This window comes from Pseudanabaena sp. lw0831, assembly GCF_016584665.1.
In the GTDB taxonomy this organism is placed as follows: domain Bacteria; phylum Cyanobacteriota; class Cyanobacteriia; order Pseudanabaenales; family Pseudanabaenaceae; genus Pseudanabaena.
Genome location: NZ_BBJB01000056.1, coordinates 36,963 through 51,488 on the forward strand (window position 1 = coordinate 36,963; position 14,526 = coordinate 51,488).

Consider the following 14,526-nt stretch of genomic DNA (forward strand, 5'->3'; position numbering starts at 1 on the left):
TTGGTTTTGATGTTATTTAGGAGCCGCAGCATTAGGACGCACAAACTGTGCGTCCACAAAACCTAGCTCAAACAATTGCTGATAAGCTTGTGAACCCAAATCGCGAGTTGGCGCTTGGCTACGAATCAACTGAATTAACAAAGGTACAGCTAATTCAGGCTGATTTTTGGCACGATAGACTACAGCAAGCTGATAGGTTGCCTCATCACGCAACTGAGCTGTTTGTAAAGCCTTGCGGCGATGACTATCAGAAATGCGATTATCAATTCCTGAAAAGCTTGTCGTTAACTCTTGATAAAAATTTGATAGCTGGTTAAACACTTGGCGCGCATCTTGCAACTTAGTGACAGCTTGATCGTAATTTTGCTGACTAATTGCGGTCATCGACTCCGACATCAATCGCTGTCCACCCGAAATACTAAACACACTACTCTCAAGAGAATTGGGCTTAGTAGGCTCTAAAGGCTGAGCTTGGGGAGAAGCGACGGGCTGTGACTGGGCTAGAAGTTGCTGCGCTGAAGCAGCATTTGGCGCGATCGCCCCTAGAGACAGCCAAGCAGCAGAGACAAGAGAAACAACTGCGGCTGGCAAAGCAGACTGAAACGGAAGAGGATTAGCGAAAGATGTGGACATAGGTTGCAAATTCTGGATGCTCACAGAAAGTAATGAATTTTAGGTGGAAACTTGGTTGAATAATTTAAAAAATAAATTTAAAAGCAAATTTAATTTTTTAAATTAATTTCTTAAACATTCGTCTAAAACTTTTTGCTATGGTAACACCCCAACATAGACTAAATACCTATTATAAAGTATCCGCCAAAAAGTATAGGCAATGGTTTTGTGCCGTCGCATAGTTATTTGTTGAAGTGTTGTAAAGCAAATGTGACATCTTGCGTGATATTCTTAGTAACGTTGTAGGCAGCTACATCCAAGTCTTTGGACACCCAATTTCGTTTGAGTAATATCTCAAATAACAGTTCTTCACTCAAATAATCAGCAATTTTCGCTAAAAGCCAACAGTGAAGATTATTCCCGCAAAAAACAGTACAGCTTCGCAGGCGATTGTAGACAGCTCGTCTCCATCAGAATCTGATGGAATGGATGAATACAACCGTCTTAAATTCAAGCTGCTAATGCTAACCATCATCTCTGGACTAGCTATTGGTCTAGTTGTGTTGTGCGTGTATGGATGGAACATTGCACTCAGCTATTTTGTCGGTGCAGTGGTCGGTGCTATCTATCTTAGGATGCTTTCCAAAGGAGTAGATCGTTTGGGCAAACAGTCCAAGCGGCTCGGTTATGCTCGCTTTGGCGTATTTGTAGTTCTAATAGCGATCGCCGCCAAGTCAGAACAATTGCAGGTTTTGCCAGCATTTTTTGGCTTTATGACCTACAAACTTGCTGTTTTAGCGATTCTTGCTCAAGATTTGACAGGTGTGTCTCATTCTCGCTGATTTGACCTCTTACAGGTTGTAACATATCGAACATGATCGATCCAGTAATTTTTAGCCATCAAAACAGTTTTGCCGCACTAGAAGTGGGTAAACACTTTTATTGGCAGTTCGGTAACCTAGCGGTACATGGTCAAGTATTAATCGTTAGCTGGATTGTAATGGGCGTAGTACTTGTTGCTGCAATCATCGGATCTAGCACTGCCAAAGCTGACCAACATGTTCCCGCAGGTTTTCAAAATTTCATGGAATATGCTCTGGAATACGTTCAGAGCATTGCCAAAGACCAAATTGGCGAGAAGCATTATAGAGAATGGGTACCATTTGTTGGTAGTCTATTCTTGTTTATCTTCGTATCAAATTGGGCTGGAGCACTAGTTCCTTGGAAACTAATTAAACTACCTGAAGGCGAACTTGGTGCACCTACTGGTGACATTAATACCACTGTCGCTTTGGCTTTGTTAGTCTCTCTAGCCTATTTCTATGGGGGATTGAAGAAGCGTGGACTGGAATTTTTTACCAGATACGTTCAAGCTTCACCGTTTCTCCTTCCTTTATGGGTTCTAGAAGACTTTACGAAACCACTCTCCCTGAGCTTCCGTCTTTTCGGAAACATTCTCGCGGATGAGCTAGTAGTTGGTGTTATGGTTCTCCTAGTGCCTTTGTTTGTTCCTTTGCCATTAATGGTTTTGGGACTATTTACCAGCGCAATCCAAGCCCTGATTTTCTCAACACTTGCCGCGTCTTACATTGGTGAAGCAATGGAAGGTCATGGAGATGAAAGTCACGAGCATTAGATGGCATTTGACTTTTCATTTCTATAATTTCACAATTGCATTTTTATATTGTATTTCGCTCTTGTATTCTGTAAATCCTTCTCTCCAGCAAATTAACTAAAAAAGTAAGAAAAAATGATTGATCCATTAGTAGCCTCAGCTTCCGTAATCGCCGCTAGTATCGCTGTTGGTCTTGGTGCAGTTGGGCCTGGTATCGGACAAGGTACTGCTGCTAGCCGCGCCGTTGAAGGTATTGCCCGTCAGCCTGAAGCAGAAGGCAAAATCCGTGGCACACTTCTTTTGAGCTTTGCATTTATGGAAGCTCTAACGATTTATGGACTGGTTATTGCTCTGATCCTATTATTTGCCAATCCTTTTGCTTAAGAGTTAATTAAAAAGAAGCTATGAGTGTTTGCTCTTAGCTTCTTCGTGACTCTAGCAACTGAATTTTTTGGCAAAATAACTATGATACTTTTAAACCTTGTCTCAACTGTTCTGCTTGCTGCGGAAGCTGTCGAGCAGAAGGGTGGATTATTTGATGTTAATGCCACTCTCCCCATTATGGCGGTGCAATTCATTGTTTTTGTGGCACTTCTCAACGTTATTTTCTTCAAGCCTCTAAGTAAAGCGATCGATGATCGTGACGATTATGTTAGAGAGCAGATTATTGGAGCGAAGGAACGTCTAGAGAAAGCTGAGTTAGTTGTAAAGCAATATGAGCAAGAGCTTGCTACTGCTCGTAAAGCCACTCAAAACGTTTTAGCTACCGCTCAAGCGGGCGCAAATAAGATTCGTAACGAACGTATTGATGCAGCTATGGCAGAAGCAAAAGCAAAAGTTGCAACTGCTAAGGCTGAAATCGAAAAACAAAAGCAAGATGCCACAGCATCTTTGGATACAGAAGTGGAGTCACTCAGTCGCCAAGTTCTAGAAAAGCTTTTGGGTAACTTAGTAAGATCCTAGTCTTCATAATCCTAGATAGCTTCTGTCTGGCTTCTGGCTGATATTGAGTAATAGAAATAACGTTTATGATTAGCAATTTCGTTTTACTTGCTAGCGAAGCAGGCGAGTCTTCAGGAATTGGGTTTAATACCGATATTCTTGAAACTAATGTAATTAACTTAGTAATTGTCGTAGCTTTTCTGGTATATGCAGGTCGCGGGTTTCTTGGCAAAATCCTCTCAACTCGCTTGGAGTCGATCCAGTCAGCGATTAGTGATGCAGAGAAACGTCAAAAAGAAGCAACAGATAAGCTAGTAGTGCAGCAAGGAAAATTGGCTCAGGCAAAAACTGAAGCCGAGAACTTGCGTAAACAAGCTGAAAATGACGCCAAGAACGCGGCTGATTTAATTTTGGCAACGGTAGATGCAGATATCGCTCGTTTGCGTGAATCTGCGGATCAAGAGATTGCAACGGAACAGGAACGAGTAATCGTGCAATTGCGTCAGCAAGTTGCCGATAAAGCTCTTGCTAGTGTGCAGTCATACTTTGATCGCGGTTTGAGTGAATCTACTCAAATTGAACTAATCGACCGTAGCATTGCCCTTTTGAGTTCTGACTAGGAGAAAACATGAAATCTAGTTCTGTTAGTCAAGCAGTCGTTGCTCCCTATGCTGAGGCTTTGATGTCCTTAGCCCAAGAGCAAAATCATTTAGATGCGATCGCCAAAGATGTACGTTTAATTAGCGAAACTCTTGCTGATTCAGTTGAATTAACTCAACTTTTCGCAAGTCCTCTAGTTGGTGCAAATGTCAAAAAAGGTGTAATTGAAAGTGCATTTGGTTCTTCGGTTAACGTTTTGACCAAAAGCTTTCTACTTCTATTAGTGGATCGCAAACGCATTGCCTTCTTGAGCGAAATCATCAGCCAGTTTCAAGCTTTATTGCGTGTTATTGATGGCGTAGCTCTTGCAGAAATCACATCTGCTCTGAAATTGAGCAGATCTCAAGAGGATAGCCTTCGCGATCGCGTCAAAGCGATGACTAAATCTAAGAGCGTCCAGCTTGACATAACCATCAATCCTGATTTGATCGGTGGCGTAATCATCAAAGTTGGCTCTCAGGTAGTAGATGCCAGTATTCGCGGGCAGCTACGTCGTCTTAAGACAAGCCTAACCGCAGGCGTTTAGAAGGTAAGAGTAATTACGAATTACGAATTACGATCCAATCATCAAAAAGCTAATAGCTAAATGCTAATAGCCAAATCCCACAAACATTAAAAACAAATCGATCGCTGATAATTGGTAAAACACAACTATGGTTAGCATCAGACCTGACGAAATAAGCAATATTATCAAGCAGCAAATTGCTAATTATAACCAAGAGCTGCAAGTTTCTAACGTTGGTACTGTCCTGCAAGTCGGTGACGGTATCGCTCGTGTCTATGGCTTGGAACAGTGCATGGCTGGCGAGTTGCTAGAATTTGAAGATGGTACTGTCGGCATTGCGCTGAACCTTGAAGAAGACAACGTTGGTGTTGTGTTAATGGGTGAAGGTCGCAAAATCGCTGAAGGTAGCTCGGTTAAAGCAACTGGACGTATTGCTCAAGTTCCCGTAGGCGAAGGATTTATTGGTCGCGTTGTTGATGGTTTGGCTCAACCCATCGATGGTAAAGGCGAAATCAAAGCATCTGAATTTCGCTTGATCGAATCTCCCGCACCCGGAATTATTGCTCGTAAATCCGTATTTGAACCTCTGCAAACTGGCATCACTGCAATTGATGCGATGATTCCTGTTGGTCGTGGTCAGCGCGAATTGATCATTGGCGATCGCCAAACTGGTAAGACCTCAGTTGCAATCGACACAATCATCAACCAAAAAGGTTTGGATTGTATCTGCGTATATGTTGCTATCGGACAAAAAGCTTCGACCGTTGCGAACGTAGTTAACAAACTTCGTGAAAGCGGCGCAATGGAATACACGATCGTCGTTATGGCAAGTGCCAACGATCCTGCCACCTTGCAATACCTCGCTCCTTACACAGGCGCAGCATTGGCTGAGTACTTCATGTACAAAGGTCAAGGTACTTTGATCGTATATGATGACTTGTCCAAACAAGCCCAAGCTTATCGCCAAATGGCTCTCTTGCTTCGTCGTCCACCAGGTCGTGAAGCATATCCTGGAGACGTATTCTACTTACACTCTCGCTTGCTCGAACGTGCAGCGAAGTTGAGTGATGAACTTGGCGGCGGATCAATGACCGCATTGCCGATCATCGAAACCCAAGCGGGTGACGTATCGGCTTACATTCCTACCAACGTAATTTCGATTACTGATGGTCAAATCTTCTTGTCCTCTGACTTGTTCAACGCTGGTATTCGTCCTGCGATCAACCCTGGTATCTCCGTATCCCGTGTTGGTTCCGCCGCGCAAATCAAGGCGATGAAACAGGTTGCAGGTAAGATCAAGCTGGAATTGGCTCAGTACGATGACCTCGTAGCTTTCGCTCAGTTTGCATCTGATTTGGATAAAACCACTCAAGCGCAACTAGCTCGCGGTCAACGTCTCCGTGAGATTCTCAAGCAGCCACAATACTCTCCATTGCCTGTAGGCGATCAAGTTGCGATTATCTATACCGCAATTAATGGCTATCTTGATGAATTGGAAGTCGATCAAGTTGGCGCATTCAACAAGGGTCTGCGTAACTACTTGGCAACTAGCAAGCCTAAGTATGGCGAAATCATTAAAGATGAGAAGAAGCTCTCTCCTGAAGCTGAAACCATCTTGAAGGAAGCTCTTGTTGAATATAAGAAGACCTTCTTGGCTTCTGTGTAATTTCATAAAACTAGCAATAAAAAAGAGGGCATATGCCCTCTTTTTTATTGCTAGTTTTATGAATTAGAAATTTAGGATTGCTATCTATAATATAGGAATTAAGAAGTGAAGCATAAAATTATTGCCATTGTTGTAATCAGTTCTATTATTCTGTTTTTATCTAGTAGTTTAAGACATATATTTTTTCATTCAACTGCCAATGATTTAGGGATTTTCGATCAGTCAGTTTATTTGATCAGTCAAGGGGAAAAGCCTATTTCTTCACTTCTTGGATTCCATATCTTAGCTGATCATGCTGCATTTATTTGGTATCCAATAAGTCTTTTTTATAGGATTTATCCAAGTGTATATTGGCTTTTTGCAATTCAATCTATTGCATTATCTTTAGGAGCATATTTTGTTTATCAACTTTCATTACAACAAGGATTAAAAGAAAAACAGTCTCTAGCAATAGCAATAATTTATTTACTTTACCCAACTATAATTAGTGCTAATCTTTTCGACTTTCACCCCGATACAATAGCTCTACCCAGCTGTTTTTGGTTGGTTCTTATAGCGCGCCAAGCAAATCAAAGTAATTATAAGACTTCATTAATTAAGTTTTTTACGGCAATTTTAATTATTGTTAGTTGTAAAGCTGTTTTAAGTCTGACAGTATTAATGACGGGAATATGGCTTGTATTTTTTGAAAAAAAAAGAATCTATGGCTTAATTGCTATAATACTAGGTTTAAGTTGGTTTATTATTTCAACTCAATTTATAATTCCATATTTCGGGTCAAATGCTGCGTCAATTAGCCGTCATCTAACTCATTACAGTTATATTGGCAACTCATTTATTGAAATTGTAACTAATACTTTCTTTAAGCCACAAATTTTAATTAATCATGTTATTTCTTTCTCAATTTTATTTTACTTACTAAGTTTAATCCTTCCTGTTATTTGGGGATTATCTCTCAAATATTTGAATCCAATAATATGTGGATCACCTCAATTATTAATGTGCATCTTGTCATCTAATAAAAGTTTCTATACAGTTGGATATCAATACACATTGCCTATAGTAACATTTTTATTTTTGGCTGTAATTTCTAATATTAAAACTCAAAGCTATTGCTTAAAAAACAAAAATATAATTTTAATTTTAGTGGTTTTAGGATTTCTCATCTCGTTTAATCCTCATATTGATATAGGTAGTAATATAGGTCGAGACTTTTCATCTTTGACATACAGTTTACAAGCGAGTGATAAGGCAGTCAAAATTATTAATGAATTGGATAACTTACGAAAAGATGGATATAAAGGTAGTGTGTTAACTACTGCAAAGATAATTCCACATTTATCTCATAGATTTATTATTAAGCTGGCAGATGAGAATATATCCAAAGATGAAATTGGAACATTTGATTACGTTTTACTCAATACTCATTATCCAATTTTGACAAGTAGCAGAGAATTTGCAAAAAGCTTATCTGAGGAATTAAAAATTGATATCAGATATCAGATGTTTTTCCATGAGAATGGCATTTTATTATTTGTTAAAGAGATATAGATCTATTATTTGGTGAGGCGATAGCATCGCTCTAATTTTTGATGAATAGGCGATCACTATTTGGAGATTTGAATGATGGGCGATCGTATTTGCTCAAGTTAGCTATTGGTTGCTGATACGACCATAGATATAGAAGTCTTTTTAATAACGCATATTGCTCTCCCTTAGGACAAAATTTCTTGCAGATTCACAACAACCCAATCTTGGTCTTTCTCTGTCAATCCATAATATAAAGGGATACTAATTGCACTTTTATAATACATTTCTGATTTCGGGAAATCACCTTGACGAAAACCTAGATTTTGATAATAGGGATGGGTATGTACGGGAATATAATGCAGATTTACCCCAATTCCTACTTGGCGAAGATGCTCGAATACCTGACGATGAGTTTTGCTGATTTTGTCAAGATTTAAACGAATTACATACAGATGCCAACTAGATTCGGTATCAAAATGCTGGTATGGCAAAGTAAGCGGTAAATCTTGCAATAAATGATTATAACGTTGGGCTAAAAATCGCCGCCTAGTTATAAATTTATCCAATCTTTGGATCTGACTTGCCCCCAATGCTGCTTGAATATCGGTCATGCGGTAATTAAAACCTAGCTCTAATTGCTGGTAATACCAACCACCATGAACTTCACCTTGCATTAAATCTGGATTGCGCGTAATGCCATGCGATCGCAAACGGAGCAATTTTTCATACAAATCTTTGCGATTAGTTAACACCATTCCGCCTTCTCCAGTAGTGATAATCTTGACTGGATGAAAGCTAAACACAGCTAAGTCAGAAAACTCACAACTGCCGATCGCTTTGTTCTGATATTTACCACCGATCGCATGGGAAGCATCTTCTATTACCTTAAAGCCATACTGTTGAGATAGAATCGAAATTTTCTTCATATCGCAGGATTGACCTGCAAAATGTACGGGTACTAAAACTTTGGGTAAACATCCTAACTGAGCCACTTTAGCTAACTTTTGCTCTAATAGATCGATACTCAGGTTATAGGTATCTAGATCAATGTCCACAAAATCAACTTTAGCGCCGCAATACAATCCACAATTTGCCGAAGCGACAAAGGTATTTGGTGAAGTCCAGAGATAATCCTGCTCACCTAAGTCAATTGCTAAACAAGCAATATGCAAGGCAGCCGTAGCACTAGAAACAGCGATCGCATACTTAACATCGCAGTAATCAGCTACAGCTTGCTCAAAGCGATTAACTGCCGAACCTTGAATTAGCCAGTCTGACTGCAAAACTTCAATCACACTTTGAATGTCGGCTGCATTAATGTCTTGTCGTCCGTAGGGAATATAAGCTGTCATACTGAAAAACTCGGATCAACATGAGCCTGAATTAATATCCTCATCTCATCAACAGTCAAAAAATATTTATTTTGACCAGAATTATAACTAAAGCCAGTCTCTACCATTTTCGCTCCCATCTCAAGATATCGCTCTATATAATCACCATGAACTGGCAAGATCGCATAATATTCGCCACAATCAACCGTAGTGAAAGCATCTGAAGTCGTAATCATTTCTTCATGCACTTTATTCCCCTGCCCGAATCCCCACAATGCGCTGTTCGCATTCAGGTGCGATCGCTGTGGCAACATCAGTAATACGATAGGACGGAATCCGAGGCACAAAAATCTCACCTCCGAGAGCATTCTCGATCGACCACATCACCATTTTTACGCCTTCTTCTAAAGTGATATTAAAGCGAGTCATTTGCGGATCGGTAATTGGTAAAACACCTTCGTGACGCTTCTGCAAGAAAAAAGGAATCACTGACCCTCGTGAACCCATGACATTGCCATAACGCACCACACTAAAACGCAAATCTCGAGATCCTTTGATGTTATTAGCCGCGACAAATAACTTGTCAGCACATAGTTTCGTCGCACCATACAAATTAATGGGAGCCGCCGCCTTATCAGTAGATAGGGCAACAACCCTCTTTACGCCACTATCTAAAGCCGCTTCAATGACATTCTCCGATCCCAAAACATTGGTACGAATGAACTCAATGGGATTGTACTCAGCGGCAGGAACTTGCTTTAAAGCTGCGGCATGAACCACAATATCAATGCCTTCACATGCACGAGTTAGTCGTCGCACATCGCGAATATCACCAATGAAATAGCGTAATCCAGGATATTGGCGATCGGAAAACTGCTACGCCATTTCAAACTGTTTTAATTCATCGCGTGAATAAATTACTAGTCTATGGACATTCGGAAACCTTTGTAGTACTAGTTCAACAAATTTTTTGCCGAAAGAACCAGTACCACCGGTCACTAGGATTGAGCTTTTTTCATTAATTCGCATAGGGATTATTCTTTGTGAAAGCCATTCTTCACCAATAGTTTTGCAAATAGTTATTTATTAAAACTCTAACCCATACGCTCAAGCGTTAAGATATTGATTGGTTCGTAGATGCGGTTTCGGGGTATCCCAAATCAATGGCTGTTAAACTTGCGCTGGATGATAAACAAGAAATACTTCGCCTCTATCGTGAGTCTGATGCGACCACGACTCAGTTGGCGAAGCAGTTTGGCATTAGTACGAGTACAGTCCTGCGACTGCTACAAGAGCTAATTCCTACTGAGGAGTATCGACAATTGGTAGGTCAAAAAAAGGCTGACGGGAAAAGAGGATCGCGGATAAATTACGATATTGGTGGTTTTCAAGTAAATCAGCTTGCGTTAATTCCTGACGATTTGTCACTGGCTCCCGATCCCAGCAACTATATTTATGATCAAGATGATGAAACTGATCAAGATGATGAAACTGATCAAGATGATGAAACGGCGATCTCGATGGATGACATAGATGAAACGCTAAATATGGCAGATGGTGAAATCGACGAAGATGAAGATGACGAAGATGAAGATGATTTGGTTGATGAGGATAATCTTGATCTTGATGAAGATGAGCTAGACGATGAAGATGCTAATGAATCTGGCTTATCGATGTTTGAAGATCTACGAGGTAGTCATAGCAACAGCGATCGCCTTGAAATTTTGCCACTAGACAGAGCTGAATTGCCGCAAATTTGCTATATTGTCGTCGATCGCATTGCGGAGATTATTACTCGACCACTCAAAGACTTTAAAGATCTTGGGGAAATTCCTGCCGAAGAGTCACTGTCAAAAACAATTCCAATTTTTGATAATCATCGTGTTGCAAGGCGTTTCTCTCATCATAATCAGCGTGTGATTAAGTTTCCTAGCGATTTGATTCATATTACTCGTCCCAAACTTGTCCAAAAGGGCATTACCCGTATTTTGTTTAGTGGGCAGGTATATACATTAAATTAAAAAAAAGATGTAATGATGCACCGCGCAAAGCGCGGTGCATCATTACCAATTGAGTAAAAGGCAAAAATAAAAAGGCAAATATTGTGTTAACGCTTTCCCCAGCGCGGCAAAAGTTTTGGCAAATTGCTCATATGCCAGACCATGACATGTCCATTGACCATCTGCTCGAAGGGGCTTTGGCGATCGCATGGGAAGAATATCCGCGCATGGATCTTGGGCATTATCGAGCGATCTTTGATCGCATGGCTGAGGATTTACAGCCAAGGCTAGCCAAGATTCATTACCCACTCAAAGTAGTAAAAGAGATTAATCACTACCTGTTTGTCGAGCAAGGTTTTTGCGGGAATGATCACGATTATTACGACCCACTTAATAGCTTCATCACTGATGTGCTAGAACGGCGATTGGGCATTCCCCTATCGCTATCACTGGTTTATATGGTGATTAGCGATCGCCTTGGGTTTCCGATGGATGGGATTAGTTTCCCAGCGCATTTTATTATTCGTCCTCGCCATCCCGATCTAGAGATTTTCATTGATCCCTATAATAAAGGTGAAATTTTATTTCCCGAAGATTGCGCGGCGAAGTTGACGCAGCTATATGGCTATGACATCCCCCTTCAGCCCGAATATCTCGAACCCGTTAGCATTCGCCGCATCTTAGATCGATTGCTCAATAATCTCAAGCTAATCTATCTGCGTCGCCGTGAGCCTACTAAAGCATTGGCTGCAATCGAGCGATCGCTAATGCTCAATCCCGATGTGCCAACCCAATGGCGCGATCGCGGTTTGATTTGTTATCAACTTGATCGCCATACCGAAGCAAGAATCGATCTAGAGAATTATTTACAACAGGTTCCCTATGCAGAGGATGGTCGCATAATTTTGCAATTAATCGAAGAAATTAAAAGCTAGGAAAATTCCTCGTAAAGAATCTCCCATCGTCTAGACATAAGTCGGGCTTACCCCCTTTAATTCCCCCTTGCAAAGGGGGAAAACGAGAAATCTGGTTCCCTCTCCTTTGCAAGGGGAGGGTTAGGGTGGGGTAAATTTACAGAGAGAAATCACCTAGTATAATTCTTTGAGCATCATCGCTAATTTACCTTTGTCTTGCCAACCCGTATAGGCACTATAAACGCAGCGATCGCAGACACTTACAAACACATGGTTAACTTGCAAGGCATTTGTCCAAACCCAGAGCTTTGTGTCATCTGAACCAGTGTGGATTAATTTAGCTTTTTCAAAATTTTGATGATCGGTTTCAGTAAGATCAAGCGATCGCAATTTTGTAATTAGCAGCGATGCAGAATCATTCTGAATCGGCGCAATTACAGGGTTTCCCCAAAACTCACGCACAGTGACCGCAACTCTAGGATGATTTTTGAGAGGGGCATGGCGGATACCATCTAGGCGAACAAAAGTGGCTTGGGCAAACTGCGAACATCCAACAGGCACAGTGCCATCAGTATTGTTGCCAATATCACCAACGACGGTAAGTACTGGGATTTTTGAGGCGATCGCTTCGGCAATAGAGCGGCGATTTTTGCCTAAGTCACGAGCCATCAAGGGGAACCATCGAAATGGATCGAATAGTCTTCCCAAGTCAGAACCACCAACAGGTGAAGCAACTAAAGCAAAGCTATGAATTTTAGGTAGCCATTCTGGATGACGATCTAAAACTTCTAACCAGATTAAAGCCCCCATTGAATGAGCGACAATTCGCCATGGTAACTCTGGGTGTTTGGCGATCGCCTCGGTTGCAATGTTTTCGACTTTAATTATTAATGGGGCGATCTCTAGCCATGTATTCACCCAGCCTAGATCTGGTGTATAGATGATCGTGTTTGAGTAGGCTAGCGATTTGGCTAATTGAGCAATATCGTGGAAAGTATCCGCCCAGCCATGCTGTGCAAACAATACAAAGGCTTGTTCTTCTTGCGGTATGAACTGATTGGACATTTTTTAGAGCTATAGCGATCTCTACTCAAGTTATAGCAAGAAAAAAGACGGTGCGACGCACCGTCTTTTTTCTTGCAGTAATTGTCATTAAAGAATTAGGCAATAATTTCAGCACTTTGTGCTGAAATTATTGCCTAATTCTTACACCTCTATACATAACGACCTCACCACCGTCAGGTTTTTGACTGGGTTTAGAGTTGTTTTTTGTTTCAGATTTTGAATTTGCTTTAGGTTCACTGAAATCCGATGTAGTTATTAATTCACTTTGTCTAACTTGGCTAGCCCCAGCGCCTGCACCAAAACTTCTAGCTATTTTTTCCAACGGTTGCGAAATTAATGAACAACCAATTAACGCTGTAACTCTGGCAACTTCAGCCATTAAATTTTCGGGTGATAAGCGTGGGAGTACATCAGATGCCCCGCGCCGAATCGCCCAACTATGTTCAATATCTTTGATTTTTTCCTGTCTGGGATTAAACAATACAACTTTTGTGGGAGCCTTTTGCTTGGTTAGCCATTGACAAACCGATGATGACTGCAATGTCTCTGAGCTGGGACTTTTGATCGCCATATCCATGATTAACAGATCTGGTAGCTCGTGCCGATCGCATTTTTCTAGATACTGCACTAAATCCAAGGAAATATTTTCCCAAATCACATCCAATTGCTGAGTTGCCAAAGCTGTCTGCCACAATTCACCTTGTGCTTTGTCTGTGTGCATCATTAAAACAGCTTTTTTTGTTTCAGCCATTGCTTTATCTAGTTCCCCCATCAAGATGAGTCGTCTAACGTTAAGTTTTGATTATGGCAATAGATTAACCGATCTTACTGTTTCATTTTGTACCCTAATTAACTAAATTTCAAACAGATGATACAAACGGCGGAGGCTCTCATTTTAAAAAGTGGTTTTGTGATAAGCATTGCTGCACAAGTTGATAGATCTTTTTATATGGGCACTAAGTCACTAGGCAAAAAATATAACCCAAAATGCAAATCGCTCGCTAGGCGGGAGATTTGCATTTTGGGTTATATTTTGATAGTCGCCATACCTTGTTGCCAATCCGCAGGACAAACTTCATTCTCATGAATCTGGGTATGTTGAATTGCTTTAAGAGTGCGAAGAGTCTCGTCAATGCTTCTACCAAAGGCAAGATTATTAATAGTGGCATGTTGAACAATACCTTCTTTATCAATAATAAATAAACCACGCAAGGCGATACCTAACAAGGGATCAAGAACATTAAAAGCTGTGGCGATCGCTTTAGTCAGATCGGAAACAAGTGGACATTTAATATCGCCACCTAGTCCTCCATCAGCAAGCGATGTTTGAATCCAAGCTAGATGAGCGTACTGACTATCTACAGAAATACCAATGACTTCAGTATTTAATTTGGCAAATTCGGCATAGCGATCGCTGAAAGCAATCACTTCAGTAGGGCAGACAAAAGTAAAGTCGAGCGGATAAAAAAATAGGACAACATATTTATTTTTTTGGTAGCTAGAAAGCTTGATTTTTGTAAATTCCTGATCAACTACAGCATCAGCTTCAAAGTCTGGAGCAGGATTGCCAACCCTTAAAAATTCCGCCATAGCAAGTTCAACCAAATTAAAGTTATTGAGGGCGCTGTGCGCCCTCAATAACTTTACCAAAAAAGCGTGATGCGGCACAAAGTGCCGCATCACGCT

At 40.8% G+C, this 14,526-nt stretch carries 15 protein-coding genes and 1 pseudogene; 10 read left to right on the forward strand and 6 right to left on the reverse strand.

All coding sequences use genetic code 11. From position 1 onward, the window contains the following. Positions 1-12 precede the first annotated feature (12 nt). Complete coding sequence (locus tag APA_RS10405; RefSeq protein ID WP_201322212.1) at positions 13-633, reverse strand: hypothetical protein; 621 nt, start codon at positions 631-633, stop codon at positions 13-15. A gap of 386 nt (positions 634-1,019) precedes the next feature. On the opposite strand from APA_RS10405, the gene APA_RS10410 reads away from it, so the two are divergent. The 8 genes from APA_RS10410 (at position 1,020) to APA_RS10445 (ending at position 7,551) form a co-directional block, all read left to right on the forward strand. After that, positions 1,020-1,454, forward strand: coding sequence for an ATP synthase subunit I (locus APA_RS10410; protein ID WP_201322213.1), 435 nt, complete (start codon positions 1,020-1,022; stop codon positions 1,452-1,454). Positions 1,455-1,486: 32 nt separating this feature from the next. Then, positions 1,487-2,248 (forward strand): F0F1 ATP synthase subunit A, encoded by a 762-nt coding sequence (gene atpB, locus APA_RS10415; protein WP_201322214.1) that lies wholly within the window; start codon positions 1,487-1,489, stop codon positions 2,246-2,248. 117 nt (positions 2,249-2,365) lie between these two features. Further along, entirely contained in the window at positions 2,366-2,611 is a 246-nt protein-coding gene (gene atpE / locus APA_RS10420) for an ATP synthase F0 subunit C (RefSeq protein ID WP_103670523.1), read from the forward strand. Positions 2,612-2,692: 81 nt separating this feature from the next. Then, positions 2,693-3,190, forward strand: coding sequence for a F0F1 ATP synthase subunit B' (locus APA_RS10425; protein ID WP_201322215.1), 498 nt, complete (start codon positions 2,693-2,695; stop codon positions 3,188-3,190). 65 nt (positions 3,191-3,255) lie between these two features. Continuing rightward, the gene (locus APA_RS10430; RefSeq protein WP_201322216.1) at positions 3,256-3,789 is read left to right on the forward strand and encodes a F0F1 ATP synthase subunit B; all 534 of its coding nucleotides are present in this window, start codon (positions 3,256-3,258) and stop codon (positions 3,787-3,789) included. 8 nt (positions 3,790-3,797) lie between these two features. Next, positions 3,798-4,355, forward strand: coding sequence for an ATP synthase F1 subunit delta (gene atpH / locus APA_RS10435; RefSeq protein ID WP_201322217.1), 558 nt, complete (start codon positions 3,798-3,800; stop codon positions 4,353-4,355). Between the two features lie 127 nt (positions 4,356-4,482). Then, complete coding sequence (gene atpA / locus APA_RS10440) at positions 4,483-6,000, forward strand: F0F1 ATP synthase subunit alpha (protein ID WP_201322218.1); 1,518 nt, start codon at positions 4,483-4,485, stop codon at positions 5,998-6,000. A gap of 105 nt (positions 6,001-6,105) precedes the next feature. Then, on the forward strand, positions 6,106-7,551 hold the full coding sequence (locus tag APA_RS10445) for a DUF2079 domain-containing protein (protein ID WP_201322219.1): 1,446 nt from the start codon (positions 6,106-6,108) through the stop codon (positions 7,549-7,551). A gap of 164 nt (positions 7,552-7,715) precedes the next feature. On the opposite strand, the gene pseC is transcribed toward APA_RS10445, so the two are convergent. Together pseC and pseB are read right to left on the reverse strand one after the other, a co-directional pair. After that, positions 7,716-8,882 (reverse strand): UDP-4-amino-4,6-dideoxy-N-acetyl-beta-L-altrosamine transaminase, encoded by a 1,167-nt coding sequence (gene pseC, locus APA_RS10450; RefSeq protein ID WP_201322220.1) that lies wholly within the window; start codon positions 8,880-8,882, stop codon positions 7,716-7,718. Continuing rightward, positions 8,879-9,890: pseudogene (gene pseB / locus APA_RS10455) on the reverse strand (UDP-N-acetylglucosamine 4,6-dehydratase (inverting)). The gene pseC and the pseudogene pseB overlap by 4 nt, the downstream one beginning before the upstream one ends. Positions 9,891-10,024: 134 nt before the next feature. On the opposite strand from pseB, the gene APA_RS10460 reads away from it, so the two are divergent. Continuing rightward, complete coding sequence (locus tag APA_RS10460; protein ID WP_201322221.1) at positions 10,025-10,882, forward strand: helix-turn-helix domain-containing protein; 858 nt, start codon at positions 10,025-10,027, stop codon at positions 10,880-10,882. Positions 10,883-10,965: 83 nt separating this feature from the next. Continuing rightward, the gene (locus APA_RS10465) at positions 10,966-11,796 is read left to right on the forward strand and encodes a SirB1 family protein (protein WP_236579498.1); all 831 of its coding nucleotides are present in this window, start codon (positions 10,966-10,968) and stop codon (positions 11,794-11,796) included. Between the two features lie 153 nt (positions 11,797-11,949). Here the strand turns inward: APA_RS10465 and APA_RS10470 are convergent, their stop codons facing one another. From APA_RS10470 to APA_RS10480, 3 genes are all read right to left on the reverse strand, one after another. Next, positions 11,950-12,840 carry an alpha/beta hydrolase gene (locus APA_RS10470; protein ID WP_201322222.1) on the reverse strand — a complete coding sequence of 297 codons (891 nt, stop codon included), beginning with the start codon at positions 12,838-12,840 and terminating at the stop codon, positions 11,950-11,952. A gap of 127 nt (positions 12,841-12,967) precedes the next feature. Then, positions 12,968-13,591, reverse strand: a complete 624-nt coding sequence (locus APA_RS10475; protein WP_201322223.1) for a response regulator — start codon at positions 13,589-13,591, stop codon at positions 12,968-12,970. Between the two features lie 275 nt (positions 13,592-13,866). After that, on the reverse strand, positions 13,867-14,430 hold the full coding sequence (locus APA_RS10480) for a peroxiredoxin (RefSeq protein WP_201322224.1): 564 nt from the start codon (positions 14,428-14,430) through the stop codon (positions 13,867-13,869). Between the last annotated feature and the right edge of the window lie 96 nt (positions 14,431-14,526).